This is a genomic window from Parasedimentitalea nitratireducens (assembly GCF_057444295.1).
This window is the reverse complement of record NZ_JBYAXC010000002.1, coordinates 663698-689319: the sequence shown is the minus strand read 5'-3', so window position 1 is coordinate 689319 and position 25622 is coordinate 663698. Positions and strand designations below refer to the sequence as shown.

Annotated in this window: 28 protein-coding genes; 20 read left to right on the top strand and 8 right to left on the bottom strand. The window is 55.4% G+C overall.

The window, feature by feature from the left end; translation table 11 throughout:
- Window positions 1-3: 3 nt before the first annotated feature.
- Window positions 4-1347 (bottom strand): substrate-binding protein, encoded by a 1344-nt coding sequence (locus tag AC2T28_RS09030; protein ID WP_486748644.1) that lies wholly within the window; start codon window positions 1345-1347, stop codon window positions 4-6.
- A gap of 229 nt (window positions 1348-1576) precedes the next feature.
- Between AC2T28_RS09030 and AC2T28_RS09025 the strand changes: the two genes are divergently transcribed.
- From AC2T28_RS09025 to AC2T28_RS09005, 5 genes are all read left to right on the top strand, one after another.
- Window positions 1577-2872 (top strand): short-chain fatty acyl-CoA regulator family protein, encoded by a 1296-nt coding sequence (locus AC2T28_RS09025; RefSeq protein WP_486748643.1) that lies wholly within the window; start codon window positions 1577-1579, stop codon window positions 2870-2872.
- 97 nt (window positions 2873-2969) lie between these two features.
- Window positions 2970-3350 (top strand): response regulator transcription factor, encoded by a 381-nt coding sequence (locus tag AC2T28_RS09020; RefSeq protein ID WP_486748642.1) that lies wholly within the window; start codon window positions 2970-2972, stop codon window positions 3348-3350.
- Window positions 3347-3670, top strand: coding sequence for a hypothetical protein (locus AC2T28_RS09015; protein WP_486748641.1), 324 nt, complete (start codon window positions 3347-3349; stop codon window positions 3668-3670). Before AC2T28_RS09020 ends, AC2T28_RS09015 begins: the two co-directional genes overlap by 4 nt.
- Window positions 3670-6348 (top strand): ATP-binding protein, encoded by a 2679-nt coding sequence (locus AC2T28_RS09010; RefSeq protein WP_486748640.1) that lies wholly within the window; start codon window positions 3670-3672, stop codon window positions 6346-6348. The genes AC2T28_RS09015 and AC2T28_RS09010 overlap by 1 nt, the downstream gene beginning before the upstream one ends.
- 82 nt (window positions 6349-6430) lie before the next feature.
- On the top strand, window positions 6431-7720 hold the full coding sequence (locus tag AC2T28_RS09005) for a FliM/FliN family flagellar motor switch protein (protein ID WP_486748639.1): 1290 nt from the start codon (window positions 6431-6433) through the stop codon (window positions 7718-7720).
- An 80-nt stretch (window positions 7721-7800) separates the two neighbouring features.
- Here AC2T28_RS09005 and AC2T28_RS09000 read toward each other — a convergent pair whose 3' ends face one another.
- From AC2T28_RS09000 to AC2T28_RS08980, 5 genes are all read right to left on the bottom strand, one after another.
- A complete protein-coding gene (locus AC2T28_RS09000) occupies window positions 7801-8226 on the bottom strand; it encodes a protein tyrosine phosphatase family protein (RefSeq protein ID WP_486748638.1) in 426 nt (141 codons plus the stop codon).
- 9 nt (window positions 8227-8235) lie between these two features.
- On the bottom strand, window positions 8236-8667 hold the full coding sequence (locus tag AC2T28_RS08995; RefSeq protein WP_486748637.1) for a DUF6691 family protein: 432 nt from the start codon (window positions 8665-8667) through the stop codon (window positions 8236-8238).
- Window positions 8667-9095 (bottom strand): YeeE/YedE family protein, encoded by a 429-nt coding sequence (locus tag AC2T28_RS08990; protein ID WP_486748636.1) that lies wholly within the window; start codon window positions 9093-9095, stop codon window positions 8667-8669. Before AC2T28_RS08990 ends, AC2T28_RS08995 begins: the two co-directional genes overlap by 1 nt.
- A gap of 58 nt (window positions 9096-9153) precedes the next feature.
- Window positions 9154-10017, bottom strand: coding sequence for an MBL fold metallo-hydrolase (locus AC2T28_RS08985; protein WP_486748635.1), 864 nt, complete (start codon window positions 10015-10017; stop codon window positions 9154-9156).
- 197 nt (window positions 10018-10214) lie between these two features.
- Entirely contained in the window at window positions 10215-10433 is a 219-nt protein-coding gene (locus tag AC2T28_RS08980) for a hypothetical protein (protein ID WP_486748634.1), read from the bottom strand.
- A gap of 144 nt (window positions 10434-10577) precedes the next feature.
- Here AC2T28_RS08980 and AC2T28_RS08975 point away from each other — a divergent pair, with 144 nt between their 5' ends.
- The 5 genes from AC2T28_RS08975 to preA all read left to right on the top strand — a co-directional run bounded on the left by AC2T28_RS08975 (window position 10578) and on the right by preA (window position 14971).
- The gene (locus AC2T28_RS08975; protein ID WP_486748633.1) at window positions 10578-10841 is read left to right on the top strand and encodes a DUF2312 domain-containing protein; all 264 of its coding nucleotides are present in this window, start codon (window positions 10578-10580) and stop codon (window positions 10839-10841) included.
- Between the two features lie 169 nt (window positions 10842-11010).
- Window positions 11011-11409, top strand: coding sequence for a RidA family protein (locus AC2T28_RS08970; RefSeq protein WP_486748632.1), 399 nt, complete (start codon window positions 11011-11013; stop codon window positions 11407-11409).
- A 74-nt stretch (window positions 11410-11483) separates the two neighbouring features.
- Complete coding sequence (locus AC2T28_RS08965) at window positions 11484-12128, top strand: cupin domain-containing protein (protein WP_486748631.1); 645 nt, start codon at window positions 11484-11486, stop codon at window positions 12126-12128.
- A 148-nt stretch (window positions 12129-12276) separates the two neighbouring features.
- Window positions 12277-13611 carry an NAD(P)-dependent oxidoreductase gene (locus AC2T28_RS08960; RefSeq protein WP_486748630.1) on the top strand — a complete coding sequence of 445 codons (1335 nt, stop codon included), beginning with the start codon at window positions 12277-12279 and terminating at the stop codon, window positions 13609-13611.
- A gap of 55 nt (window positions 13612-13666) precedes the next feature.
- A complete protein-coding gene (gene preA, locus AC2T28_RS08955; RefSeq protein ID WP_486748629.1) occupies window positions 13667-14971 on the top strand; it encodes an NAD-dependent dihydropyrimidine dehydrogenase subunit PreA in 1305 nt (434 codons plus the stop codon).
- A gap of 93 nt (window positions 14972-15064) precedes the next feature.
- Here preA and AC2T28_RS08950 read toward each other — a convergent pair whose 3' ends face one another.
- On the bottom strand, window positions 15065-15679 hold the full coding sequence (locus tag AC2T28_RS08950; RefSeq protein ID WP_486748628.1) for a TetR family transcriptional regulator C-terminal domain-containing protein: 615 nt from the start codon (window positions 15677-15679) through the stop codon (window positions 15065-15067).
- Between the two features lie 229 nt (window positions 15680-15908).
- Between AC2T28_RS08950 and AC2T28_RS08945 the strand changes: the two genes are divergently transcribed.
- The 10 genes from AC2T28_RS08945 to AC2T28_RS08900 all read left to right on the top strand — a co-directional run bounded on the left by AC2T28_RS08945 (window position 15909) and on the right by AC2T28_RS08900 (window position 25010).
- Window positions 15909-17159, top strand: coding sequence for a Zn-dependent hydrolase (locus AC2T28_RS08945; RefSeq protein WP_486748627.1), 1251 nt, complete (start codon window positions 15909-15911; stop codon window positions 17157-17159).
- On the top strand, window positions 17156-17782 hold the full coding sequence (locus tag AC2T28_RS08940) for a contact-dependent growth inhibition system immunity protein (protein WP_486748626.1): 627 nt from the start codon (window positions 17156-17158) through the stop codon (window positions 17780-17782). The genes AC2T28_RS08945 and AC2T28_RS08940 overlap by 4 nt, the downstream gene beginning before the upstream one ends.
- 49 nt (window positions 17783-17831) lie before the next feature.
- Window positions 17832-18077, top strand: coding sequence for a hypothetical protein (locus AC2T28_RS08935; RefSeq protein WP_486748625.1), 246 nt, complete (start codon window positions 17832-17834; stop codon window positions 18075-18077).
- 45 nt (window positions 18078-18122) lie between these two features.
- The gene (hydA, locus tag AC2T28_RS08930) at window positions 18123-19577 is read left to right on the top strand and encodes a dihydropyrimidinase (RefSeq protein WP_486748624.1); all 1455 of its coding nucleotides are present in this window, start codon (window positions 18123-18125) and stop codon (window positions 19575-19577) included.
- A gap of 57 nt (window positions 19578-19634) precedes the next feature.
- A complete protein-coding gene (locus tag AC2T28_RS08925) occupies window positions 19635-20444 on the top strand; it encodes an ABC transporter ATP-binding protein (RefSeq protein ID WP_486748623.1) in 810 nt (269 codons plus the stop codon).
- The gene (locus tag AC2T28_RS08920) at window positions 20437-20895 is read left to right on the top strand and encodes a GNAT family N-acetyltransferase (RefSeq protein WP_486748622.1); all 459 of its coding nucleotides are present in this window, start codon (window positions 20437-20439) and stop codon (window positions 20893-20895) included. Before AC2T28_RS08925 ends, AC2T28_RS08920 begins: the two co-directional genes overlap by 8 nt.
- A complete protein-coding gene (locus AC2T28_RS08915; RefSeq protein ID WP_486748621.1) occupies window positions 20892-21821 on the top strand; it encodes an ABC transporter permease in 930 nt (309 codons plus the stop codon). The genes AC2T28_RS08920 and AC2T28_RS08915 overlap by 4 nt, the downstream gene beginning before the upstream one ends.
- The gene (locus tag AC2T28_RS08910; protein ID WP_486748620.1) at window positions 21818-22663 is read left to right on the top strand and encodes an ABC transporter permease; all 846 of its coding nucleotides are present in this window, start codon (window positions 21818-21820) and stop codon (window positions 22661-22663) included. The genes AC2T28_RS08915 and AC2T28_RS08910 overlap by 4 nt, the downstream gene beginning before the upstream one ends.
- 192 nt (window positions 22664-22855) lie before the next feature.
- Window positions 22856-23839 carry an ABC transporter substrate-binding protein gene (locus tag AC2T28_RS08905; protein WP_486748619.1) on the top strand — a complete coding sequence of 328 codons (984 nt, stop codon included), beginning with the start codon at window positions 22856-22858 and terminating at the stop codon, window positions 23837-23839.
- Window positions 23840-24164: 325 nt separating this feature from the next.
- Window positions 24165-25010: a 4Fe-4S dicluster domain-containing protein gene (locus AC2T28_RS08900; RefSeq protein WP_486748618.1), complete on the top strand. Its 846-nt coding sequence runs from the start codon at window positions 24165-24167 to the stop codon at window positions 25008-25010.
- A gap of 43 nt (window positions 25011-25053) precedes the next feature.
- Here AC2T28_RS08900 and AC2T28_RS08895 read toward each other — a convergent pair whose 3' ends face one another.
- A complete protein-coding gene (locus tag AC2T28_RS08895) occupies window positions 25054-25554 on the bottom strand; it encodes a flavin reductase family protein (protein ID WP_486748617.1) in 501 nt (166 codons plus the stop codon).
- Window positions 25555-25622 lie beyond the last annotated feature (68 nt).

Here is a 25622-nt window from a genome sequence, read left to right as displayed (position 1 = left end):
GCCTTAGCCCGCGTTACAAGTGCCCAGGGCACCGCCAGCGAACATGGGGTGGTCAACAGGGTAAGTAACCTGTGCCGCCGGAGTAACTTCGACAACTTCGAGAAGGTCGAACTCGGATGTTGGGTTTTCTTTACCACGCACAACCAACACGTCCTTGAAGCACTGGTGATCGCCGGCACGGTACAGTGTTTTACCGTTGCCCAGACCATCAAACTCAAAGTCTTCCAAAGCTTCGGCAATGCCACATGGGTTGAAAGTGCCCGCGCGTGTTGCAGCGTCAGCATACAGCAGGGTCTGGCAGTATACGGTGTGGGCCGCCTGTGAAGGTGGGAAGCCGTATTTGGTGCCGAAGGATTTAACGAATGCTTTGGACGCATCGTCCTGCAGCGACCAGTGCCAGTTGGTGGAACCGTGGATGCCCTTAACGTTGGCACCGGCACCCTTGGCCATCAGGCGCGAATACAGCGGAACAACGATTTCGAAGTTCTTGCCGTTGACGACTTTCTCGCGCAGGCCGAACTGAACCGCGTTGGTCAGCGAGTTCACCATGTTGCCGCCGTAGTGGTTCAGAACCAGAACGTCAGCACCCGAGTTCAGAACTGGGGCGATATAGGACGAGAAGTCAGTCGAGGCGAGCGGTGTGCGCACCTTATTGACTGTGTTCCAGCCCAGAGCTTCGGTTGCGGCTGCAATCGACTCTTCCTGGGTCCAACCCCAAGTGTAGTCAGCAGTCAGGTGGTAGGCATTCCGGTCGGTGCCATACAGGTTCTTCAGCACTGGAGCCAGAGCCGCGCCCGACATGTAACCGTTAAAGAAATGACGGAAGCCGTTGGCTTTCTTGTCTTTACCGGTTGTGTCGTTCGAGTGGGTCAGACCAGCCATAAAGATAACGCCAGCTTCCTGACACAGGCCCTGAACAGCAATCGCAACACCTGAAGATGAGCCACCAGTGATCATCACGGCACCGTCTTTTTCGATCATCGACTTGGCCGATGCGCGGGCAGCGTCAGATTTGGTTTGGGTATCGCCTGTGACGAACTCAACCTTTTTGCCCAAGATGCCGTTGCCCTGCAGCTCTTTGGAGCTGAAGGTGTTCATCATGCCGCCGTCGCCTTCACCGTTCAGGTGCTCGACTGCAAGCTGATAAGCGCGCAGCTCATCCGCACCCTCGTCAGCATAGGGGCCGGTCTGTGGGACGTTGAAGCCCAGAGTGACAGATCCGCCCGTGGGTTCATTGGTGTAAGCCGCAACAGATGACGCGGTAAAGATTGTCGGCATTGCAACGCCTGCACCTGCAATGGCGCTGGTTTTCAGCATACCACGACGCGTGAAATTCGAATTGGACATATAATCCTCCCTTATATGATTGACGCGTCGCAGCTCCTCTACTTCTGCGATGCGCAAGCACAATTGTGCAAAATCAGTATGCGGGCGGGTTGTAAAATTGCGCAATAATTGCCTTGTTTTTCTAGATAATTCTGTAAATAAATGCACAAAGTGGCGCGGTGTTTGTAAATTTTTTTATATTGCGGTGCAGAAAATGTATGAATTGTTAAGGAAATGAAAGGTCTGGGCGATGGGGCGTGACACACTGACAGGGACCCGGATCCGTGAGCGCAGGCAGTTTCTGGAAGTGCGTCAGGCCGCATTGGCGCGCCAGGTTGAGATTTCGGCGTCTTACTTGAACTTGATCGAGCACAATCGCCGCAGAATCGGCGGCAAACTCTTGGTAGATATTGCCAGGGCTTTGGGCGTAGAGCCATCTATGCTGACCGAGGGGGCTGAAGTTGCCTTGATTGCCACCCTGCGGGAGGCTGCGGCCGATGCAGGTAAACCAGTGGCTGAGTTGGATCACGCAGACGAATTTGCCGGACGTTTTCCGGGTTGGGCCGAGGTGTTGGCTGGAGAGCATCGTCGGGTGGCCACATTGGAACGGACGGTTCAAGTGTTGTCGGATCGTTTGACCCATGACCCACATTTGGCGGATTCTCTGCATGAGGTTTTGTCGACGGCTGCGGCAATCAGATCAACCGCCTCCATTCTGGCCGAAACAGGAGAGTTGGAGCCCGAGTGGCGTGATCGCTTCCACCAGAACCTGAACGAGGATTCTCGTCGGCTGGCTGAAAGCAGCAAATCACTGGTGAGCTTTCTGGATGACAGCAACACGCCCGAAACCCGTCGCGGTGTGCCGCAAGAAGAGGTAGAGGCGTTTTTTACCGCGCATGACTACCATTTTGCCGAGATCGAACAGGGCGCGGCGCTGCCAACTGAACTGGTGTCGAATGCCCCGGAATTGATGAGTGACGCGGCGCGTTCCATCGCCAAGGGAGCTCTGGAGCAATACCGGCAGGATGCCATGAAATTGCCGCTGGATGAGATTGCACAGGAAGTTAGTGGCGGAATTGATCCTGCACAATTGGCAAAGACGTTTGGCTGTGGCGTGCCACAGGTTTTGCGGCGGTTGGCGGCTTTGCCGGAAAAAATCTTGGGGCGTCCGTCCGGATTGGTTTTGTGTGATGCCTCGGGCTCTATTCTGTTTCGCAAGCCAATTGCAGGATTTGCATTGCCCCGGTTCGGCGCATCTTGTCCGTTGTGGCCACTGTATACGGCCCTAAGCCGACCGCAGGTGCCATTGCGTCGGCAGGTGGTTCAGCATGGTCGAAATACAGCTGGGTTTGAGTGTCTGGCTGTGGCCTGGCCCAAATCACTGCCCGATTTTGATCACGATCCGATGTATAATGCGGTTATGTTGATATTGCCGAAATCTGATAACAGCGACGATGCTTTGAAGGTGGGGGCAAGCTGTCGGGTCTGTTCAAGTAAAGACTGTATAGCGCGTCGTGAACCGTCGATTTTGGACGAAGAGTTTTGACAGTTCCCCAAACGCAGGTCTAATCTGCCTGAAATTTGGGGATGTGCGTTGGGTTCACTTGGACCGGGAGACAACGTTGGGGGAGGTATGTCAGCGAATGGGCAGGCATGTAGTATTAGTTGAGGATGAGCCGAATATCACCGAGGCCATCCGGTTTCTGCTGACGCGTGATGGTTGGACAGTTGATTCTCACTCTGACGGCAGTGATGCCTTAGAAGTCATCAAGGCGGCGAATCCGGATCTGGTTATTCTCGACCTGATGTTGCCGGGCAAAAGCGGCATGGAGATTATCAAGGATCTGCGTGACCAAGAGGGGATGCGTAACCTGCCGGTGTTGATGCTGACCGCGCGGGGGCAGGCCAAGGATCGCGAGATGGCGGAAAAAGCTGGTGTGAGCCGGTTCATGACCAAGCCGTTTTCCAACACCGAAGTTCTGGCGGCAGTGCGGGACTTGCACGCACAGGCCAATCAGGAATGAGCAGCGACGACGGCGGCAGGCAAACATCAGCGCTTTTTGTCGAGCGCGAAACCTATCGTCGCCGTCGGCTGAGAGATCTTGCACGTTTGCTGCCGCTACTGGGCGGCTTGCTGTTTCTTGTGCCGCTGTTGTGGCCAAATCCCGACCCATATCCAGCCCCTGACACGACTGCAGGTATGCCCATGTCCGAGGCGATCACCTATATGTTTGTTGTCTGGATGTTGTTGATTCTAGCCAGCTTTGGTTTTTCATTTGCGGTGCAACGCTGGGCCGAGGACTGGACCGATGGCAGCGATGGGCCGGACGAGGAGAGCAATTAATGGCCTCGTTGAATGTGCTGGTTCTGGTGTGCCTGGCCTATGTCGTCTTGCTGTTCATCGTGGCCTTTGTGGCGGATCGCAAGGCCACGCGAGGCCATCGAGCGGGATGGCTGCAATCGCCGATGATCTACACGCTTTCGCTGTCGATCTACTGCACGGCCTGGACGTTTTATGGCGCGGTTGGCTACGCCGCGCGGTCCGGGTTGGAGTTCATTACCATTTATCTCGGGCCAACGCTGGTGATGATTGGCTGGTGGTGGGGCTTGCGCAAACTGGTGCGTGTTGGGCGCAGCCAGCGCGTGACGTCAATCGCCGACCTGATTTCTGCACGCTATGGCAAATCCAATACGCTGGCCATTTGCGTTACCATCTTGGCTGTGATCGGCGTGACACCGTATATTGCCCTGCAGTTACAATCAATTACACTGTCTTTTTCAACCTTTGCTGAGGCAGATCCATCACGTCAGTTGAATGAAGATACCACTGTTTTCTGGATCGCTGCTGGCTTGGCTGTGTTTGCGATTTTGTTCGGCACGCGCAACCTGAATGCCAACGAACGTCATCATGGGGTGGTGACAGCGGTTGCACTTGAGGCGGTGGTGAAACTGTTGGCGCTGCTTGCGGTTGGCATATTTGTGGTCTGGGGGCTGTCCGATGGTGTGTCGGAAACCATGGCGCGCATTGATGCCTCCAAGATTGGCCACTGGGAGGTGAACGGGGGCCGTTGGGCAACTATCACCTTTTTGGCAGCTGCAGCTTTTGTCTGTCTTCCCAGGATGTTCCAGGTGATGGTGGTTGAAAACGAAGATGAACGCCATCTGCGCACTGCTGCCTGGGCCTTTCCTTTGTACTTGATGCTGATGAGCCTTTTTGTGGTGCCGATTGCGGCCATTGGGTTAGAGCTGCTGCCGACGGGATCCAACCCCGATTTGTTCGTTTTGACGTTACCGCTAAGCCAAGGGCGAGACGGGCTGGCGATGTTTTCCTTTCTTGGCGGTTTTTCTTCGGCGACATCGATGGTTATCGTGGCCGCGATGGCGCTGTCGACCATGGTTTCGAACCATATTGTGATGCCCATTTGGTTGCGTTCTCAGGGCGCGGGAGCCTCTGTTTCCGGGGATGTGCGCAATGTGGTTCTGTTGTCACGTCGTGTTTCCATCGCGGTGATCATGGCACTTGGCTATTTCTATTATCGGTTGTCGGGGCAAGGGGCGGCACTGGCCTCGATCGGATTGATTTCTTTTGCCGGGATCGCGCAGATCTTACCCGCTCTGGTTGGTGGCTTGTTCTGGCGGGGGGCGACACGGTCAGGCGCGTTGGCAGGGCTGACGGTGGGGTTTGTGCTGTGGCTGTACACCATGTTGTTGCCTGCCTTGGGTGGGGGGCTGTTGCCGGATACTGTGCTTATGAACGGGCTGTTCGGGCTGTCTTGGCTGCGTCCTCAGGCACTATTCGGGATCGAAGGCATCGATCCAATCGTGCATGCGGTCATGTGGTCTATGATGTTGAATACAGTGGCTTTTTGTTTGGTTTCTTTGGCAACGTTCCCAAGCCCGCTGGAACGGCTTCAGGGTGCTCAGTTTGTCAATGTCTTTGACCATTCTGCGGGTCCACGTGGCTGGACCGGGCTGGTGGCGCAGAGTGAAGATCTGATGGTCATGTCGCAGCGTATTCTGGGGGCCGACGAGGCGCAGGTGTTTTTTCAATCCGAGGCGTCTAGGCAGGGCAGCCGGGGGAACCTGCCAGAGCCAACCCCTGCCTTTCTGGAGCGACTGGAACGTGAATTGAGCGGGTCTGTGGGGGCTGCTGCGGCACATGCGATGGTGGGGCAGATCGCGGGGGGATCGTCGGTTTCAGTTGAAGATCTGTTGGCCGTGGCCGATGAGACTGCGCAAATGCTGGAATATTCGAGCCAGCTGGAAATGCAATCGGCGGAATTATCCAGAACAGCGCGGAAGCTGCGAGAAACCAACGAAAAACTGACCCTGATTTCGCAGCAAAAGGATGCGTTCTTGAGCCAGGTCAGCCACGAGCTACGCACCCCAATGACATCTATTCGGGCTTTCTCGGAAATTCTGCGTGATACCAAAGGGCAAAGCGCTGCGGAGCACAGCCGGTATGCCGGCATTATCCATGACGAAGCTCTGAGGCTGACCCGGCTGCTGGACGATTTGCTAGATTTGAGTGTTTTGGAAAGCGGCCAGGTGAGCCTGAACATGACAGTTGGAAGCCTGGGGGAAGTTCTGGATCATGCGGTGTCGACGGCGTTGGCGGGATCGGGGCAATCGCTGCGAGTCCATCGTCAGCTGCAGGGAGAGGATATAAGAATTTCGTCAGATCTGGATCGGTTGGCGCAGGTTTTTATCAACTTGATCGCCAATGCGCAAAAGTATTGTGATGCGGAAGACCCCGAGATCAGCATCGAAGTATCCAAAGAGCATGGGCGTTTGCACATTGATTTTATCGATAATGGCAGCGGTATACCGGCCGCAGCACAACAGCTTATTTTTGAGAAATTTTCGCGGGTTAGTCCGGAAAAGGCTGGTGGAGCCGGGCTGGGTTTGGCGATTTGTCGCGAGATCATGCTGCGCCTGAGCGGCGATGTGCGGTGCATGGCTGGACGGTCTGGCGGTGCTTTCCGGGTTTCTTTGCCATTAACGACTAAAATCGCGGCCTGAATGTAGCTTTATAAAGACTATGGTAACCAACAACGGTCTAAAAGATACCTAATGGGGCGCAGAAGGTGCAAATTGGGAATCTATGGCTGAGACGACTACATCAGATGCGGTGGATAGCGGTACGGGTGTTCTTGCCCGTAAACTCGCTGTTGCGCGTGAGGGTACCAGTGGGCTGACCAGCTCGGTGACCCTAAAGGCGTTGCGTCGATCGCTTGCGCGGGCGGCCGCTGATCTGTGTGAACTTCCCGTTGCAGTTATTGCTGCGCGACAACTAAATTGCGTTCCCGAAGATCTGACGCGGTATCTATCTGACGAGAAACTGCTTGTTGTGCTGGACGGGCCAAACGGTCGCATCGGTGCTGCTACGCTTGACGCGCCGACGGTGACAGCGCTGATCCAGCAGCAAACAATGGGCCAGGTCGTAGGTAAGGCCCCGACCGAGCGGAACTACACATCGACCGATGCTGCGATGACTGCTGAGTTCATTGACCGTGCCTTTGCCAAGGTTGTTTTGATGCTTGAGGGGCAGGGCGATCTGATCCTGTTCGATGGTTTCCGGTTTGGCGCACGAATCGAAGATGTACGCAGCCTTATGTTAGGGTTGGAAGCCGATGACTATCGGGTCATCGAAATGTCTTTGGATCTGTCCTGTGGCGCGATGATGGGGAATATGACCCTGATTTTGCCTGAGCCGACAGCTGCAGAGCTAGGGGAAGATAGCCAGGCTGGATCGCTGGACTTTGGGCCATCGCTTGGTAGCAACATGGGATCAATGCGGGTCGAGCTGGATGCCGTGCTGTGTAAGATGAAGGTGCCAGTACACGAATTTTCCAATTTGCAGATTGGGGATGTGCTGGCCCTGGATCAGGCCTTCCTCTATGAAACTGACATGATCGCGGTGAACGGCCAGCATGTTACCAGCGGCAAGCTGGGGCAAATTAATGGTGCGCGCGCCATTCGATTGAGTGAAAGCCACTCAAATGATGCTGGCGGAGAGGTCGACGGTTTGGCCTTCAATTCTGTCGGCAGCCCTGAAGAACCCATGGGTTTGCTGGAGCAAGCACCGGCGATGGATCTTGGGATCGCTGCTGAGGGGCTGCAAGACCCAGTTGGCGGTCTGGATGCAGCACCTATGGGAGATTTGCCAATGGGAGATCTGCCAATGGGCGACTTGCCAATGGGTGACCTGCCTATGCCTGGTATGGGCGATATGGCGGCAGACGGCGCAATGATGGGCGATGCCGGTGGCGAATTGCCAGAGTTGCTAGGGGCCAGCCCGATGGGCGAGCTGGGCGAGTTTAACCCTGATGATGCGATGGCGGAAATTTCAGAGCTGGCAGGGCTAGGGGATGGTCTGCCGAACGCTGGTTGAGCCGCAAGTCTGCAGTCTTAAGACCATCTAAGCTCCGGTTATTACTCGGAGCTTTTTTGTTTAGCACCTGCTGTTGGTGACTATGCGCTGGCCAGATGTTCTAGCGTCGGTCGCAAATTGTCCAACTGATACCCTGCTGTTGCAGCTTTTTGCAAAATTTCGTCTGCCGACAGTTCTCCGGCCTGGCCAATGGCCCAAACGACACAACAACGAGTGCCTGATGCGCAATACGCCAATACAGGCCCGACACAGTCTTCCGCCAGTTCGCGCTGTTTGGCTGCGACGTCAACGGTCATGGTCTGATGGGTCAACGGCAGTTCTTCAAAGCGTACCCCTGCGGCCTCGCATGCGGCGCGAATTGCGTCTGATTGCAGGTTCGGGGGCACCTCGGCGTTGGGGCGGTTGCAAATGACAGCCTTGAAGCCGGCCTCTACCAAAGCTGGCAGATCCTCGGCTGAGATTTGTGGCGAGACGAAATAGCGGGGGGTGATGCAACGTGGGTCCATTGGGGTTCCTTACGCTTTTAAGGCCAGTCGGTCCAGTTGTGTCCCGAATTTTGGAGCTATAAACATACCTGCCAACATGGCTCCCATGAACAAAACACCTGCCCAGCCATTATATGTGATGGAGGCAATTGCAGGGCCAGGGCACAGGCCAACAAGCCCCCAACCCATGCCAAACATCATAGCGCCAATAATCAGTCGATGATCCAGATTTGAACCGGGTTGGCTTGGGAAGCTGCCGCCGACCATGGGGGCACGGCCTTCGGTAAAGCGCCAGGCGATGAACATGGGGATGATGGCACCGCCCATGACAAAAGCCAGAGTTGGATCCCAACTGCCAAACACATCGAGCCAGCCCTGCACCTTGGCGGTGTCGGTCATGCCCGAGATGTACAGGCCGCCGCCGAACAAGCCACCGGCCAGCAGTGAAAATACGTTGCGCATCAGATCAGCCCCCAGACATGGCGAAACAGCGACAAGGTCACCGCCCCGGCCAGGATGTAGAATATCGTTGCTACGATGCCGCGTATCGACAGACGAGAGATGCCGCAGACCCCGTGCCCCGAGGTGCATCCGCTGCCAATGCGCGTGCCGATGCCGACCAGCAGACCAGCGATGATGATTACCGCGACATTGCTTGTCATGTGGGTGTCAGGAGCAGCAGGCGCCATGAGCGACAGGAGTAGAGGAACCAATACTACCCCAGCCAGAAAAAGCAGGCGTTCACTGGCGGTTGAGCGTTGCGAGCCATCTACCAATCCACCCAAGATGCCACTTGCGCCCATGATACGGCCGTTGCCCAGCAGATAGACTGCGCCGCCCAATCCGATCAGGCCGCCGCCGGCTAGCCCCCATAACCAATCCGTTTCCATGATTACACTCCTTGTCAGTTTAGCCCCGGCAAGGGCGGCCCCCTATGAAAGGAGGAGGCTAGATCTTGTTGATTGGCAGTTTCAGGAACACGTCGCCCTGTTCATCGGGTTCGGGCATCTGCCCAGCCCGCATATTGACCTGCAGCGAGGGCAGGATCAGCTTGGGCATGCCCAGCGTTGCATCGCGGGCGTCGCGGATGCCGGTGAACTCTTCTATGCTGCGACCCTGGCCGATATGCACGTTCAGCGCCTTTTGCTCGCCCACGGTGGTTTCCCAGGCAAACTCATCCCGGCCCGGTGCCTTGTAATCGTGACCAACAAAAATGCGGGTGTCATCCGGCAAGGACAGGATTTTCTGGATGGAATTAAAAAGGTCGGTGGAGGAACCGCCCGGGAAGTCACAGCGCGCTGTGCCAAAATCTGGCATGAACAGCGTGTCGCCCACAAAGGCCGCATCGCCAACCACATAGGTCAGGCAGGCTGGGGTGTGTCCGGGGGTTTGCATCACTTCGGCGCGCATTTGGCCGATGTGGAAACTGTCGCCTTCGGTAAACAGGGCGTCAAACTGGCTGCCGTCACGCTGAAACTCGGTACCTTCGTTGAATACCTTACCAAAGGTATCCTGGATAACTGTGATATTTGCACCGATGCCGATTTTGCCGCCAAGCTGTTCCTGCAAGTAAGGGGCTGCTGACAGGTGATCGGCGTGTACATGGCTTTCCAGGATCCAGTCCACCGATAGACCCTGATCCTTGATCCAGCTGATAACAGTGTCGGCGGAGGCTGTATTGGTACGCCCCGAGGCGTGATCAAAATCCAGCACCGAGTCGACAATGGCGCAGGCTGTGCCCTGTGGGTCCTGCACAACGTATGAAATGGTATTTGTTGCGTTGTCAAAAAAGGCTTTGATGATCGGTGTCATGATCGGCTCTCCATGCGTTGCTTATATCGTATATCATTTATGGAATGTGTTTCAAGGATGATGATGAGGCAGATGATGAAAAGCATTGCAAGTCTGGTTGGCCACCGGTTCAATGACTTTGGTGGTTCTGATCTGAACAAAGAACATTGTTTTGAAATCGGATTGGTCCAAGTGCAGCAAAAGAGGCACGTTGGATGTTACCCTAAAATGACACCAACGATCACCAGCATGAGCCCAAGCATGGAAAACAGAAGTGCGCCAAGGTTATAGGGGAGCACGGATTGCACTACAGCGCGCAGAGCCTCGTCATCGAGTTGTTGTTTGCGCGCGCGCATGACGTGCAAGATGCACCATACTAGGCCACATAGTCCTGCAACGGACATTGCGGCTCCGATCCAGACAAGAATTTCAAACATGGCTGGGCTCCTGTGAGATTGTCCGCATAGGCGCCTAATGGATTGGCGCCGCCCACGCAAGGGAAAGCGGTGTAATCACAACTTGCGAAGTTTTTGGATGGGCTGTATCCCAGCCTCTAAAATCCTACAGCGACGGAGCCAAAGATGGACGTGACTGAACAAGAACAAAGCGACAGCTACCGTGTGACTGCAGGCGAATTGCGCCAGTTTGTCGAGCGGCTGGAACGGCTGGACGCTGAGAAGAAAGACCTTGCGGAGCAAATGAAAGAAGTCATGGGCGAAGCCAAGGGGCGCGGTTACGACACCAAGGTGATCCGCAAACTGGTGGCACTGCGCAAGCGTGATAAAGACGACATTGCCGAAGAAGAAGCGGTGCTGGAAATGTACAAGGAAGCCTTGGGTATGTAAGGCATCTGCTGGAGCGGGGCAGTGTCCCTAATCTCGGCGTTTTAACAAAGAAACGGGGTGGGCCGCAGGGCGCGCCCTTTTTGTTGTCTGGATTGGATATGTTTTAAGCTTGAAACATGTTGGTGAATGCGAGACTATTGCACCGACGCATCAACAGAGAGGCCACGCAATGCCGACGATTTCAGTACATCCTGAAGGGTGGAAGCCTGCCAAGGGTTATGCAAACGGTATGATCGGCGAAGGTCGCATTCTGTTTGTGGGCGGGCAAATCGGCTGGACGGCTGCGCAGGTGTTTGAAACGCAGGACTTCATCGGCCAGATGAGTCAAGCACTGCGCAACATTCTGGACGTTGTGGAAACAGCAGGTGGGGCGGTCACGGATATCACCCGTCTGACTTGGTATGTCACCGACAAGGCCGAATACCTAGCGCACCAAAGCAAGGTGGGTGAGGCCTATCGCGACGTGATGGGGTACCATTTTCCAGCCATGACCATGGTGGTGGTTGCGGGGCTGGTCGAGGACGAAGCCAAAATTGAGATCGAAGCGACGGCAATGCTGCCGCTCTGACCACTTTATTGTGATCCTGCTTTTGTTGGCTGGTATCCGCGCCTAGGTCTTTTGGAGATCAAAAGGAGAGTGTGATGCGGATCAATGCGGATTTTGAAAAGCGCGTGGTGGTGCGGTTTGCAGATACACCTTGGGTGCCAAGCCCGGCACCTGGGGTCGAGCGCAAGATGCTTGACCGTATCGGTGAAGAAGTTGCGCGGGCTACCACAATTGTGCGTTTTGCCCCTGGATCCGCTTTTGATGCTCACACCCATGATGGTGGTGAGGAGTATCTAGTTCTGGATGGGGTCTTTCAGGATGAGCTTGGCGATTTCCCTGTAGGGACCTATGTACGCAACCCGCCAACATCGCGGCATACTCCGGCCGCTGCTGATGGCGCGACTATTCTGGTGAAGCTGCACCAGTTCGATCCAGCAGACCGGGTTCAGGTTGGAATAGACACCACCAAAAATAGCACCTCGACGCTGCAGTTGTTTGACGCCGAGAAAGAGACTGTGTGCATCGAGGTGTGGACACCCGGAACCCATGTCAGCCGACAGAATCCCGACGGCTTAGAGGTTTTTGTACTAGAGGGGGAGTACAGTGAAAGCGGGGATGAGTTTGGCAAGTGGGACTGGTTGAGACTGCCGCCGGGGAGTAATTTTTCTGCAAAAGTTGGACCTAATGGAGCCAGAGTGTGGATCAAGTCTAAACATCTTGCCCAAATGCTCAGCGGCTAAGCAGCGAGCTATGTCGCAAAAACAACAGGTTGCCGCGTACTGCTGAGGTCGATAAAGATTTTTTCGCCCAGTTAAAATTTTACCAGTTGATAAAAAATTGAAATGTGGCACTCTGGATGTAACAAGAACGCATCCAGGGAGACACCCAATGGCACTTGGCCATCAGGCATCCGGTATTCAGGCAGGGCGTTTGCCCGATCAGGATATTGCTGACAATTTCCAAGACCTGCACCCAGCCTATGACACGCATGAAGCGGCTGTTGCAGCAGATCGATGTTACTTTTGCTACGACGCGCCTTGCATGACGGCATGTCCGACTAGCATCGATATCCCGCAATTCATTCGCGAGATTCAGACGGGCACTCCCGAGGCGGCAGCGCGTACCATTCTGACCCAGAACATTCTGGGTGGTATGTGCGCACGGGTCTGCCCGACCGAGACCCTGTGCGAAGAGGTCTGTGTGCGGGAAACAGCTGAAGGTAAGCCGGTTGAGATTGGCCGTCTTCAGCGCTATGCGACTGATACCTTGATGGCGAAAGAGGGGCATCCCTTTAGTCGTGCGGCCAGCACTGGCAAACGTGTGGCCGTGGTTGGCGCAGGTCCGGCTGGACTGTCAGCTGCACATCGGTTGGCCATGCTGGGCCATGATGTGGTGATCCACGAGCGCAAGGGTAAGTCGGGCGGTCTCAACGAATTTGGCATTGCTGCCTATAAGAGCACCGAGAATTTTGCTGCCCGCGAGGTCGACTGGCTGATGCAGATCGGTGGTATTAGCGTTTCACACGGTCAGGGACTGGGCGAAGGACTGACACTGGACAGCCTGAAAGGCGACTATGACGCGGTGTTCCTTTCGATTGGTCTGGCTGGGGTGAACGCTTTGCGTGCTCCGGGTGAGGACAAAGACGGCACATCGGACGCAGTAGATTTCATTGCCGAGCTGCGCCAGTCTGGTGACTTGTCGACCCTGTCGGTTGGCCGCAATGTGGTGGTGATCGGAGGTGGTATGACCGCCGTGGATGCCGCGGTGCAGTCGAAACTGCTGGGTGCCGAGAACGTCACCATTGCCTATCGTCGTGGTCAGGATGCCATGGGCGCCAGCCGGTTTGAACAGGATCTGGCCACCTCGAAAGGGGTCAAGCTGATGTTTAACGTGATGCCGGTTGCAGTGCATGGTGATGATGCCACCAATGAGATCGAACTGGAGTATACTGCGGTAGAGAACGGCAAAGTCTCCGGCACCGGCGAGACCGTTCGTCTAGCGGCCGATCAGGTGTTCAAGGCGATTGGTCAAACGCTGGAAGGTCAGCCCGAGGGATTGGAGCTGGAAGGGCGTAAGATCAAGGTCAATGACGCTGGCCAAACGTCAGTTGCCGGTGTTTGGGCCGGGGGCGACTGTGCTTCGGGCGGTGAAGACCTGACCGTGACAGCCGTGGCCGAAGGCCGCGATGCCGCAATCGACATTCACGCAAGCCTGATGGGCTAAGCCAGTGGTGGGGCCGCTGCAGTTGCCCCAAGCTAGCAATTCAAGGAGCAGACAAATGGCTGATCTGACAACAGAATTTTTGGGTATTAAATCCCCGAACCCGTTTTGGCTGGCCTCGGCGCCACCAACGGACAAGGAATACAACGTCCGCCGTGCATTTGAGGCGGGGTGGGGCGGCGTGGTCTGGAAGACGCTCGGTTCCGAAGGCCCGCCAGTGGTCAACGTCAATGGCCCACGCTATGGCGCGATCTGGGGGGCTGACCGGCGTTTGCTGGGTTTGAACAACATCGAGTTGATCACCGATCGCCCGCTTGAGGTGAATCTGGAAGAGATCACGCGGGTCAAGAAGGATTATCCAGACCGAGCGATCATTGTCTCGCTGATGGTGCCCTGTGAAGAGCAGGCCTGGAAAGACATCCTGCCCAAGGTTGAAGCCACTGGTGCTGATGGCATTGAGCTGAACTTTGGTTGCCCACATGGGATGGCTGAACGCGGTATGGGGTCCGCCGTTGGCCAGGTTCCTGAATATATTCAGATGGTTACCGAGTGGTGCAAGAAGTACTACTCCAAACCAGTGATCGTGAAGTTGACGCCGAACATTACCGATATCCGTCATCCGGCCCGGGCAGCCAAGAAGGGTGGTGCCGATGCGGTGAGCCTGATCAATACCATCAACTCGATTGTCTCGGTTGATCTGGATGTGATGGCGCCAAATCCAACCATTGGTGACAAGGGCACGCACGGCGGCTATTGCGGTCCGGCGGTGAAACCGATTGCCTTGAACATGACAGCTGAGATTGCCCGGGATCCTGAAACCCACGGGCTGCCAATTTCTGCCATTGGTGGCGTCACCACTTGGCGTGATGCGGCTGAGTTCATCTCATTGGGGGCTGGCAACGTACAGGTTTGTACCGCAGCTATGACCTATGGCTTCAAAGTTGTCGAAGAGATGATCTCGGGCCTGTCCCAGTGGATGGATGAAAAGGGCCATAAATCGATTGCCGATTTCATGGGGCAGGCGGTGCCGAATGTCACCGATTGGCAGTACCTGAACCTGAACTATGTCTCCAAAGCGGTGATCAATCAGGACGACTGCATTAGCTGTGGTCGTTGTTATGCCGCCTGCGAAGATACCTCGCACCAGGCAATTGCCATGTCCGAAGATCGCGTGTTTACGGTCAAGGATGACGAGTGTGTGGCCTGTAACCTTTGCGTGAATGTCTGCCCTGTTGAGGGCTGTATCACTATGGAACAGGTGATGCCCGGCCAGGTGGATGAGCGTACTGGGGAAGTGGTGCCTGAGGAATATGGCAACTGGACCACGCACCCGAACAATCCATCAGCAACTGCGGCGGAATAAAACGGCGCCCATGGGCACCTGCCTACGGCGTGAATATTTTCAGAAAAAAGAAACAAAGGCGGCGCGAATGTGCCGCCTTTGTTGTGTTTGCTGTCAGCTGTGTGGTGTCAACATCCGACGGTACAGAGTTTCCAGATAGTCGGCTGCGGCATCATATGGGTCTTCATCCCCCATCAAGGTGCGAACCTGAAATTCGAAATCGGCATAGTGCTGGGTCAGCGACCAAATGGAAAACAGCAGATGTTTGGGGTGGGCGCGGTTGATGCGGCCTGCCTCCATCCAGCTTTCCAGCAAAGCGGCCTTTTCCTCGACCAGCGCGTTCAGATCCGTGGCGATTGTCTCACCTAAGCGCGGTGCGCCCTGGACAATTTCATTGGCATAAAGGCGGCTTTCACGCGGAAAATCGCGGCTCATCTGCAGCTTGCGCTGCACGTAGGCCAGGATTTCCTGCAACGGTTCACCATTTGGATCAAGGGCGCGCAATGGGTCCAGCCAAGTATCCAGCAGAGCCTCCATCAGCTCAGTGAAGATCGCCTCTTTTGATGAAAAATAGTAGAGCAGGTTCGGTTTGCTGAGCCCCGCTTGGGTGGCAATCTGATCCACGGTGGTGCCGCGAAACCCGTGGGCGGAAAACATCTCGAGCGCAGCTTCGAGAATGGCCGCGCGATTCTTTTTCTGTATACGTGTCGGGGCGCGATCGTTGGCCATGGCTTGGTCTCTGTATTTTGGCTGGGCTGACGTTTCTGAAAGCCTGAATTTTGATCATTTCCCCAATGTTTATCTTGGGTTTTTTGCTTTGAAGTGCGGCTATTTCTTGACTGGTGTTTAACCCGTGATAGCGTGAGTTTGACCAGTTGGTCAAATCAAAGCCACCTGACGGCACAACTAATAATACAAAACGCCAAAAGGGCGGGTAAGACCAGGGAAGGAAGCTAGGATGTCTGCGCTTGGACAAAACCTGACAATCAACAGCGAGCGGCTGTGGGACAGCCTGATGGAGATGGCGAAGATTGGTCCGGGGGTCGCCGGAGGCAACAACCGCCAGACGTTGACGGATGAAGATGGCGAAGGGCGCGCCCTGTTCCAAAGCTGGTGCGAGGCTGCGGGCTGTACCATGGGGCTGGATCAGATGGGCAATATGTTTGCTCGCCGCGAAGGCTCTGACCCGGAGGCGCTGCCGGTCTATGTGGGCTCGCATCTGGATACCCAGCCAACCGGTGGTAAGTATGATGGCGTATTGGGTGTGCTTGGCGGTTTAGAGATCCTTCGTTCTCTTAACGATATGAATATCAAGACAAAACATCCCATCGTGGTAACAAATTTCACCAACGAGGAAGGCACGCGGTACGCACCGGCGATGCTGTCGTCTGGGGTCTTTGCCGGCATCCACACGCAGGATTGGGCCTATGACCGTGAGGACGCCGAGGGCAAGAAATTTGGCGATGAGCTGAGCCGCATCGGTTGGCGAGGTGACGAGGAAGTTGGCGCGCGCAAGATGCATGCCTTCTTTGAACTGCATATCGAACAGGGGCCAATTCTGGAGGCTGATGAAAAAGACATTGGTGTGGTCACCCATGGTCAGGGCCTTAGCTGGACCCAAGTGACGGTGACCGGCAAGGATGCACACACCGGGTCCACCCCGATGCCGATGCGCCGCAATGCGGGGCTTGCCATGGCGCGTATGCTGGAAGCGGTGGATGAAATTGCTTGGCGGAATGCCCCCCATGCGGTGGGCGCAGCTGGTCACATCGACGTATATCCCAACTCGCGTAATGTGATCCCCGGCAAGGTGGTCTTTACCGTCGATTTCCGCAGCCCCGAGCTGGAGGTGATTGAGGACATGGAGTTGAACTTCCGCGAACAGGCTCAGGACATTGCTGACGCCATGGGCGTAACTGTAGAGTTTGAAAAGGTTGGCGGATTTGACCCGGTTCAGTTCGACGAGGGATGTGTAACAGCAGTGCGCAATGCGGCGGATCGGCTGGGTTATTCGCATATCGATCTGATTTCTGGAGCAGGGCATGATGCCTGCTGGATCAACCGCGTGGCCCCAACCGCAATGGTGATGTGCCCTTGTGTGGATGGACTGAGCCACAATGAGGCGGAAGAGATCAGCCCGGATTGGGCAGCCGCTGGAACCAATGTGCTGTTCCACGCGGTTGTCGAAACGGCGGAGATTGTGGAGTGACGGCTTCGCCGCCAGATATCAATCCAAACAAAACTGTGAGTATCGATCTTACGGTTTCTGACGCTTTGGTCCTGAGCGCGGTTCTCGATGAACTAGCGGATCAAATGGAGGATGGGGGGCGAAACGCGGAGAAGCAGGCGCTGTGGAATTTGTCCTGTGCGATAGAAAAGTCAGACGAAATGACCTTTCGCGATGACTGGATTGAGTGCGTGCATGCGGCGAAAATGCTGGGGCCGAGAAATGTACTCTCAATCAACACGCTGATGGGATGGGAAGATGATCCTGGCCCCTATCAAACTGGTTTGATTGAATGCTGCGCTCGTGCTTGCATCAAGCCCCTCTCTCTGGTCACCGCTTCCGAAGCTGTAGCTTTGATAGTAAATGATGAGGCGTTGGAACATGTGGTCCCACATGCTCTTAAGTTGCTGAAAAGGAACCCAACAATCTTTGGTCGAAACCTCGATGGAGACCTATTTAAGGCGGTTCTAGAGGTGCCTAAAAGCTATTGGGAGAACCATGAAGAAGACTGGGGGTTGGCTTATGCGCTTCTTGGAGAAATGGAAGGCGCAGTCGAGGAAATCTGGCCTGTAAAGGATGCCTTTCTTGCAGATTTTCATGAATGATCGGGCACCAACAATGCCCAGAAGGCAGACGAATGAAGGGATGTAGAAGATGACGTTTAGATCCTGCAACTTGATTGGTCCGGTTTTCGCTTCGGTGGCCTTATCGCTTGGTGCCTGCACGCCAAACTTGAATGACCAAACTGTCATCTCGGAAGCGGCGCGAGCGGCGCTACCCAAAGGGGTCAGTACCAGCGATGCCTTGCGCGATCCGGACGGATGCTATTCCTACTTTGACCGCCGCGACCAATGGGTACGCACGCTGGTCGATAGCGAGGGAAAACAGATTTGCGACTAGCGCCGAGGAGGGCGCTAATTGCCGAAAAAACAGGGAGTTATTACAATGAGTAAAGTCATCAAGAACGGTACAATCGTCACGGCTGACCTCACCTACAAAGCGGATGTTCTGGTTGAAAATGGGGTGATTACCCAGATCGGTCCGAACCTGAAAGGTGATGAGGAGCTTGACGCAACCGGTTGTTACGTGATGCCCGGTGGGATTGACCCGCACACCCATCTTGAGATGCCATTTATGGGCACCTACAGCTCGGATGATTTTGAAAGCGGCACGCGGGCCGGATTGGCGGGTGGCACCACTATGGTGGTCGATTTTGCGCTGCCAAATCCTGGTGAAAGCCTGCTGGATGCGCTGAAACGCTGGGACAACAAATCGACCCGCGCAAACTGTGATTATTCCTTTCACATGGCGGTGACCTGGTGGGGCGAGCAGGTGTTTGACGACATCAAAACCGTCATCCAGGAACGCGGCATCAACACCTTCAAACACTTCATGGCCTACAAGGGCGCGTTGATGGTGAACGATGACGAGTTGTATTCGTCATTCCAACGTCTTGCCGAGCTGGGCGGCATTGCCATGGTGCATGCCGAGAACGGCGATGTGGTGGCAGAACTGTCCGCTAAGCTGTTGGCAGCAGGCAATAATGGCCCCGAGGCGCATGCCTATTCCCGCCCGCCCCAGGTCGAAGGTGAAGCCACCAACCGCGCGATCATGATTGCCGATATGGCTGGCGTGCCGCTCTATGTGGTGCATACTTCATGCGAGGATAGCCACGAGGCCATTCGCCGTGCCCGGATGCAGGGCAAGCGGGTTTGGGGTGAGCCGCTGATCCAGCACCTGACGCTGGATGAGAGCGAGTATTTCAACCCTGATTGGGACCACGCGGCGCGCCGGGTGATGTCACCTCCATTCCGCAACAAGCAACATCAGGACAGCCTGTGGAATGGCTTGCAGTCCGGGTCATTGTCGGTGGTGGCAACTGACCACTGTGCCTTTACCACCGATCAAAAACGCAGCGGTGTGGGCGACTTTACCAAGATTCCCAATGGCACTGGTGGGCTAGAGGACCGGATGCCGATGCTGTGGACCCATGGTGTGGGCACCGGACGTTTGACGCCCAATGAGTTTGTCGCCGTGACCTCGACCAATATCGCCAAGATCCTGAACTGCTATCCCAAGAAGGGCGCGGTTCTGGTTGGGGCGGATGCCGATCTGGTGGTCTGGGATCCTGAGAAAAGTAAGACTATTCAGGCCTCTACCCAGCAAAGCTCCATCGACTACAATGTCTTCGAGGGGCATGAGGTCAAAGGCCTGCCGCGCTTTACATTAACCCGGGGCCATGTGGCAGTGCACGACGGCGAGATCCGTTGCCAAGAGGGGCACGGCAAGTTTGTGTCGCGCGAGGCAAATACGACGGTCAACAAGGCGCTGAGTTCCTGGAAAGAGCTGACAGCACCACGACCAGTGGAGCGTTCGGGTATACCGGACACCGGCGTTTAATCAGCAGAGGGTCGCTGGCAATGGCGGCCCAATACCCTGTGTTATCAAGGCAATAGAATGAATATTGAAACGACTACCCAGGCTGATGTGACCAAGGCCGTCGTCGAAGCTCGGAACCTGGATCTGGTGTTTCCCACCAATGACGGGCCGGTTCAGGCGCTGAAAGATGTGAACCTGACCATCAATAAGGGCGACTTTGTCAGCTTTATCGGGCCTTCGGGCTGCGGCAAGACCACATTCCTGCGGGTGATGGCGGCACTGGAGCAGCCAACCGGTGGCGAGATTACCGTGAATGGCATGACCCCGGACGAGGCGCGGCGTCAGCGCGCCTATGGCTATGTGTTCCAGGCGTCGGGACTGTACCCTTGGCGTAACATTGCGCGCAACATCAAGCTGCCGCTTGAGATCATGGGGTATTCCAAGGCGGAGCAGGAAAAGCGCGTTAACGAAGTGTTAGAACTTGTTGAATTGTCAGGCTTTGGTGGCAAATACCCGTGGCAGTTGTCCGGTGGCATGCAGCAGCGGGCCAGCATCGCTCGAGCGCTGGCTTTTGACGCGGACATCCTGCTGATGGACGAACCGTTCGGCGCGCTCGATGAAATCGTGAGGGACCACCTGAACGAGCAGTTGCTGAAGCTCTGGGCGCGCACCAACAAGACCATTGGCTTTGTCACCCACTCGATCCCCGAGGCGGTGTATCTGTCGACCAAGATCGTGGTGATGAGCCCGCGACCGGGGCGGATCACTGATGTCATCGAAAGCCCGCTGCCAAAAGAGCGGCCGCTGGATATTCGTGACAGTCCCGAGTTCATCGAGGTCGCACACCGGGTGCGCGAAGGCCTGCGTGCGGGGCATGCAGATGACTGAGGTACGACAGGCCGAACAACGCGATGTGCCAGACATGGCGCGTATCGTGAACAGTTGGATAGATGATACCCAGTGGATGCAGCGCGATCTTCCGGCGGAAGATATTGAGAGCATGCTGAGTGTGGGGCTGTCCCATCGTGAAATCTGGGTGGCTGGTGATCCGGTCCAGGGGTATCTGTCGCTGGAGCGTGAGATCGCCCATATTTGGGGTTTTTACTGCGCGCAGCCTGGCAGCGGCATTGGCAAGGCCCTGTTGGACCGCGCCAAAGAGGGGCGCGATTTTCTATCGCTCAACACCCATGTACCAAACACACGCGCACAGCAGTTTTACATGCGTGAAGGGTTCACTCCTGTAGCTGAATTGGAGGAAGGGCAACCAAGTACCCTTGTACCGCTAGAAGAGCGCGAGAAAACCGGCATTCGTGAGCTGAGAATGGAGTGGCGGGCATGAAGACCATGATCGCCGTTTTGACCGTTCTTACCACCATCATTGCCTTATGGTACGCGGCCTGTTTGCCTATGAATATCAAAGGGGTACTGACAGAAGCTGAACGCGCAGGGGCCGAGGTGACACCCGCTGGTGCTAAAGATCGGCGTGACATGGGAGAGATAGGTCTGGTGCTGGATAACAGCTTTGCCATACCGGCTACTTGGGCACAGGATCGACCACGTCTGCCAGCGCCACATCAGGTGGCGCAAGAGTTGTGGAAGACCACAGGGGCCATGGTGCTGAAAGGCAAGATAATGTCCAAGCGCAGCCTGTTCTTTCATGGCTGGGTGACGCTGAGCGCGACTTTGTTGGGTTTCGCCATTGGCACTGGATTGGGTATTTTGCTTGCTGTTGGCATTGTGCATTCCAAGGTGATGGAAATGTCGGTGATGCCCTGGGCCATTGTTAGCCAGACCATTCCAATTATCGCACTGGCACCGATGATCATTGTGGTGCTCTATTCGATTGGCGTTCAAGGCATCCTGCCCAAGGCGGTAATCTCGGCCTATCTGAGCTTCTTCCCGGTTGTGGTGGGCATGGTCAAAGGCTTGCGTAGCCCGGATGGGATGCAGCTGGATCTGCTGCGCACCTATAACGCCAGCACCAATCAGGGCTTCTGGAAGCTGCGGCTGCCAGCGTCGATGCCCTATCTGTTTGCCTCGCTGAAAATTGGTATAGCTGCTTCGCTGGTTGGGGCCATCGTGGGTGAGCTGCCAACGGGTGCCGTGGCCGGACTGGGCGCACGCTTGTTGGGCGGTAGCTACTACGGCCAGACCGTGCAGATCTGGTCGGCGCTGTTTGCTGCGGCCATTCTGGCGGCCTGTTTGGTGGCACTGTTGGGATTGATTGAGCGATCCGTTTTGAAACGGATGGGGATGGGCGCATGATTATGGTTATCCTGGCTGTTCTCGTCTGGTGCGGCGGCTGGTGGCTGAATAGCCGCTTGGCTAATGGGCCACGCTCGGCAACACGCGAAGTTCAATTACTGGTGCCGCTAATTTTTGGGGTGACGCTGTTGCTGGTCTGGCAATTTCTGGTGCGGGGACTTGAAGTTCCGCTCGTGATCCTGCCGGCGCCGACAGATATCGGTGCTGCCTTTGGTGCCAATCTGTCCAAACTGTGGGAAGACTTCCTGCAGACTTTTGTGAAGGGAGCCTTGAGTGGCTATGTGATTGGTTGCTCGGCGGCATTCCTGATGGCGATTGTGATGGACCGTAGTGATTTTCTGCGCCGTGGTTTGCTTCCGGTTGGAAACTTTGTCGCCGCGCTGCCGATTGTGGGTACGGCACCCATTCTGGTGATGTGGTTTGGTTTTGACTGGCACTCCAAGGCCGCTGTTGTTGTGGTCATGGTGTTCTTTCCGGTTCTGGTGAACACGGTGGCAGGCTTGCGGGAAACCAGCGCTATGCAGCGGGATCTGATGCAGACCTATGCGGCCAGCTATTGGCAGAGCTTTTTCAAGCTGCGCCTGCCAGCGGCGCTGCCGTTTATCTTTAACGGCCTGAAGATCTCAACCACGCTTGCCTTGGTTGGCGCCATTGTGGCGGAATTCTTTGGCTCCCCAACCGTAGGTATGGGGTTCAGGATATCCACTAGCGTGGGGCAACTGGCGCTGGACATGGTCTGGGCTGAGATCGTTGTGGCGGCGCTGGCAGGGTCGATGTTCTACGGTGCGGTTGCGCTGGTCGAGAAGTCGCTAACATTCTGGCACCCGTCGCAGCGGCGTTGAGATTTGAGATACTGCAGCGCCTCGGAGGAGGGGCGCTGTAGAACCGGTTGGGCACTCCGGAGCCGTTTTACGGCTATTGGTGCTCAAAATTCGGGCAAGGCATTAAGCGCTTTGTCAAAGGGATAAGATAAACTTTGAACGGATGGTCAAATTCTTGCAAGCTTTGACCACAACCACAGGGAGTACATACCAATGAAACACATTTTGACAGCTGCTGCTGTAGCACTGGGTGCTGCGGGAACTGCGCAGGCCGCCGACGAGGTACGCCTGCAGCTGCAATGGGTGACACAGGCACAATTCGCTGGCTACTACGTGGCGCTCGACAAGGGGTTCTATAGCGAAGAGGATTTGGACGTGACCATCCTGCCTGGTGGTCCGGACATTGCTCCACCGCAGGTTCTGGCCGGTGGCGGCGCTGACGTAATGCTGAACTGGATGCCGTCGGCCTTGGCGGCACGTGAAAAAGGCCTGCCGGTGGTCAATATCGCCCAGCCTTTCAAAACTTCGGGTCTGATGCTGACCTGCTGGAAAGACACCGGCATAACCAGCCCTGCAGATTTCAAAGGCAAGACCATTGGCGTTTGGTTCTATGGTAATGAATACCCATTCCTGAGCTGGATGAGCAAAGAGGGCATCAGCACCGATGGTGGTGACGATGGTGTGACCGTGCTGAAGCAGGGCTTTAACGTTGACCCACTGCTGCAGCGTCAGGCGGACTGTATTTCGACCATGACCTATAATGAATATGGTCAGGTTCTAGATGCGGGTGTGTCCGAGGACGAGTTGGTGACGTTTAAGTACGAAGACCAGGGCGTTGCGACACTGGAAGATGGCATTTATGCGCTAGAGGCTAATCTTGAAGATCCAGCGTTCCAGGACAAGATGGTTCGCTTTGTGCGTGCATCAATGAAAGGCTGGAAATACGCCGAGGCCAACCCAAGCGAAGCTGCTGACATCGTATTGGATAATGATGCGTCTGGCGCACAGACCGAGGCTCATCAGCAGCGCATGATGGCTGAAATCGCCAAATTGACCGCTGGCAGCAACGGCAGCCTGGATCCAGCAGATTTTGAACGTACCGTATCGACATTGTTGGGTGGCGGATCAGACCCAGTGATTACCAAGATGCCAGAAGGGGCCTGGACACATGCAATTACCGATGCTGCGTTGAAGTAAGCTTTGGCGACTAGAAAATCTAAGCCCGACTAAAGTTAGCCCGCCGTGTCCTGCACGGCGGGCTGATTTATTAAAGTACAAGAAAAGCGCAGCTTGACGTTGAATTCTATCTTGAGTTGCGCGCATGGCGAACTATTAATCAACAAGTAGAATGTATGTTTTGTGTTCTGAGTTCGTTAGCTCTGGCAGCCCAGAAGGGGTGACAATGCCTGATTGGAAACAAACTGATATGTGTTTGTGCCATTTTCCAAATGTGGCAAGCGCAGGACATTGTTTTCGCCACAATAAACTACAGTGGACCAAGAGCGTAACGCTTCAGAGCCCGATGGGTAGGCAGTCAGATTTGCCACTACTGGATATCTGCAACGCTGCATTTTCACGCCATAGGAAAAAACGGCAAACTCAGGTTTTGTTGCTGTACGATGCCGCTGCACGCGGTGATGTTTGTGATGTCCAGAATCTCGGCGTTTCAGCCTGGGTGCATGCGGTTGAAGTGTGCAGTTTAGATCATATCGGCCATGCTGATATCCTGCAGGCATTGGCGTTTGGGTTTGACAGGGTTGTGTTGCAGCAGTTGTCTCTACCAACGTCGAGAGCAGTGCAGCAGCAAGAGGTCGATTTGACAGTTGCCTTGGGTGGCAAAGGCCGTGTTGAGCTTTTTGGGCCGCAGCAAAGTCTTGTTGATGTGATGGTTGCGTTGCCAAAGGTTTCAGGTCGCTGGCGCGCGGATCGGCCTGCTAGCACCACGCGGCGCCGGGCCAGTGTGCAGGCCTGTGCCACTGCTTTGTTGCCTGCAAGCAGATCTCCCGTACCGCTGCCACCAGATGCGCCTTATGGAACGATCTCTCTTGATTTCACGGCCTGTACCGGGTGTCAAAGTTGTGTTTGGGTGTGTCCTACCGATGCCTTGTCCATCGATGAAAGTACTGGCGATCTGACTATGGTAGAACGCCAGTGTATCCAGTGCGGCATGTGTTGTTCTATCTGTCCCTCTGATGCCCTGAGACTGGATCCACGGATGAACCCGCTTGCCGAGGCTGAGGGTGGGCGGCCGCTAAAGCAGGCTGAACCTGCTTCGGACGTTTTGGAAGAGCAACCAATAGAAATCAAATCGGCGATGGATCGGTTGGCCAAGCTGATATGGGGAAAGCAGACCTCGGCCGAGGTGTAGCATCTGATGCTGCACCGTTGTGTTTAAGCCTATAAGGGCTCTGTCAGCCCTGTTCCAAGAAGCCACCATACAGGCCCTGCTTGAATAGCAAGCCTTTACCGGGGCGGGTGGTGACTGTCTGAACTTCGCCAATCAGGATCGAATGATCACCGCCAGGGTGGCAGGCAAAATGGCGACAGTCAAAATGGGCAATGCAGCCGGGGAGAGTGGGAGTGCCTGCTGCGTTTGGTTCCCACTGTGTTGCGTCAAAATCTTCACCGTTGAGGGCAAAGTGCTTGGCCAGATCCAACTGATCTTCGGCCATGATGTGAATGGTGAAATGCTCGGCCTTAACAAAGGCATCATGACGCAGTGATTTCTTGGCAGGACACCAAAGCAGCAATGGTGGGTCCATTGAAACCGATGTGAAGCTGTTCGCTGTAATTGCCAGCGGGCCACGGGCTGTCATGGTGGTCACAACAGTTACACCAGTGCCAAAACAGCTCAGGGCCTTGCGATAGGCAAGGCCGTGGTCTGGTCCAGGTATAAATGTGCTCTCGGACATGTCGCGCGCTCTTAATTGGTCACCGACGTTGACCTGACACGCGTGTGATATTTTGTCCACCTTATTAC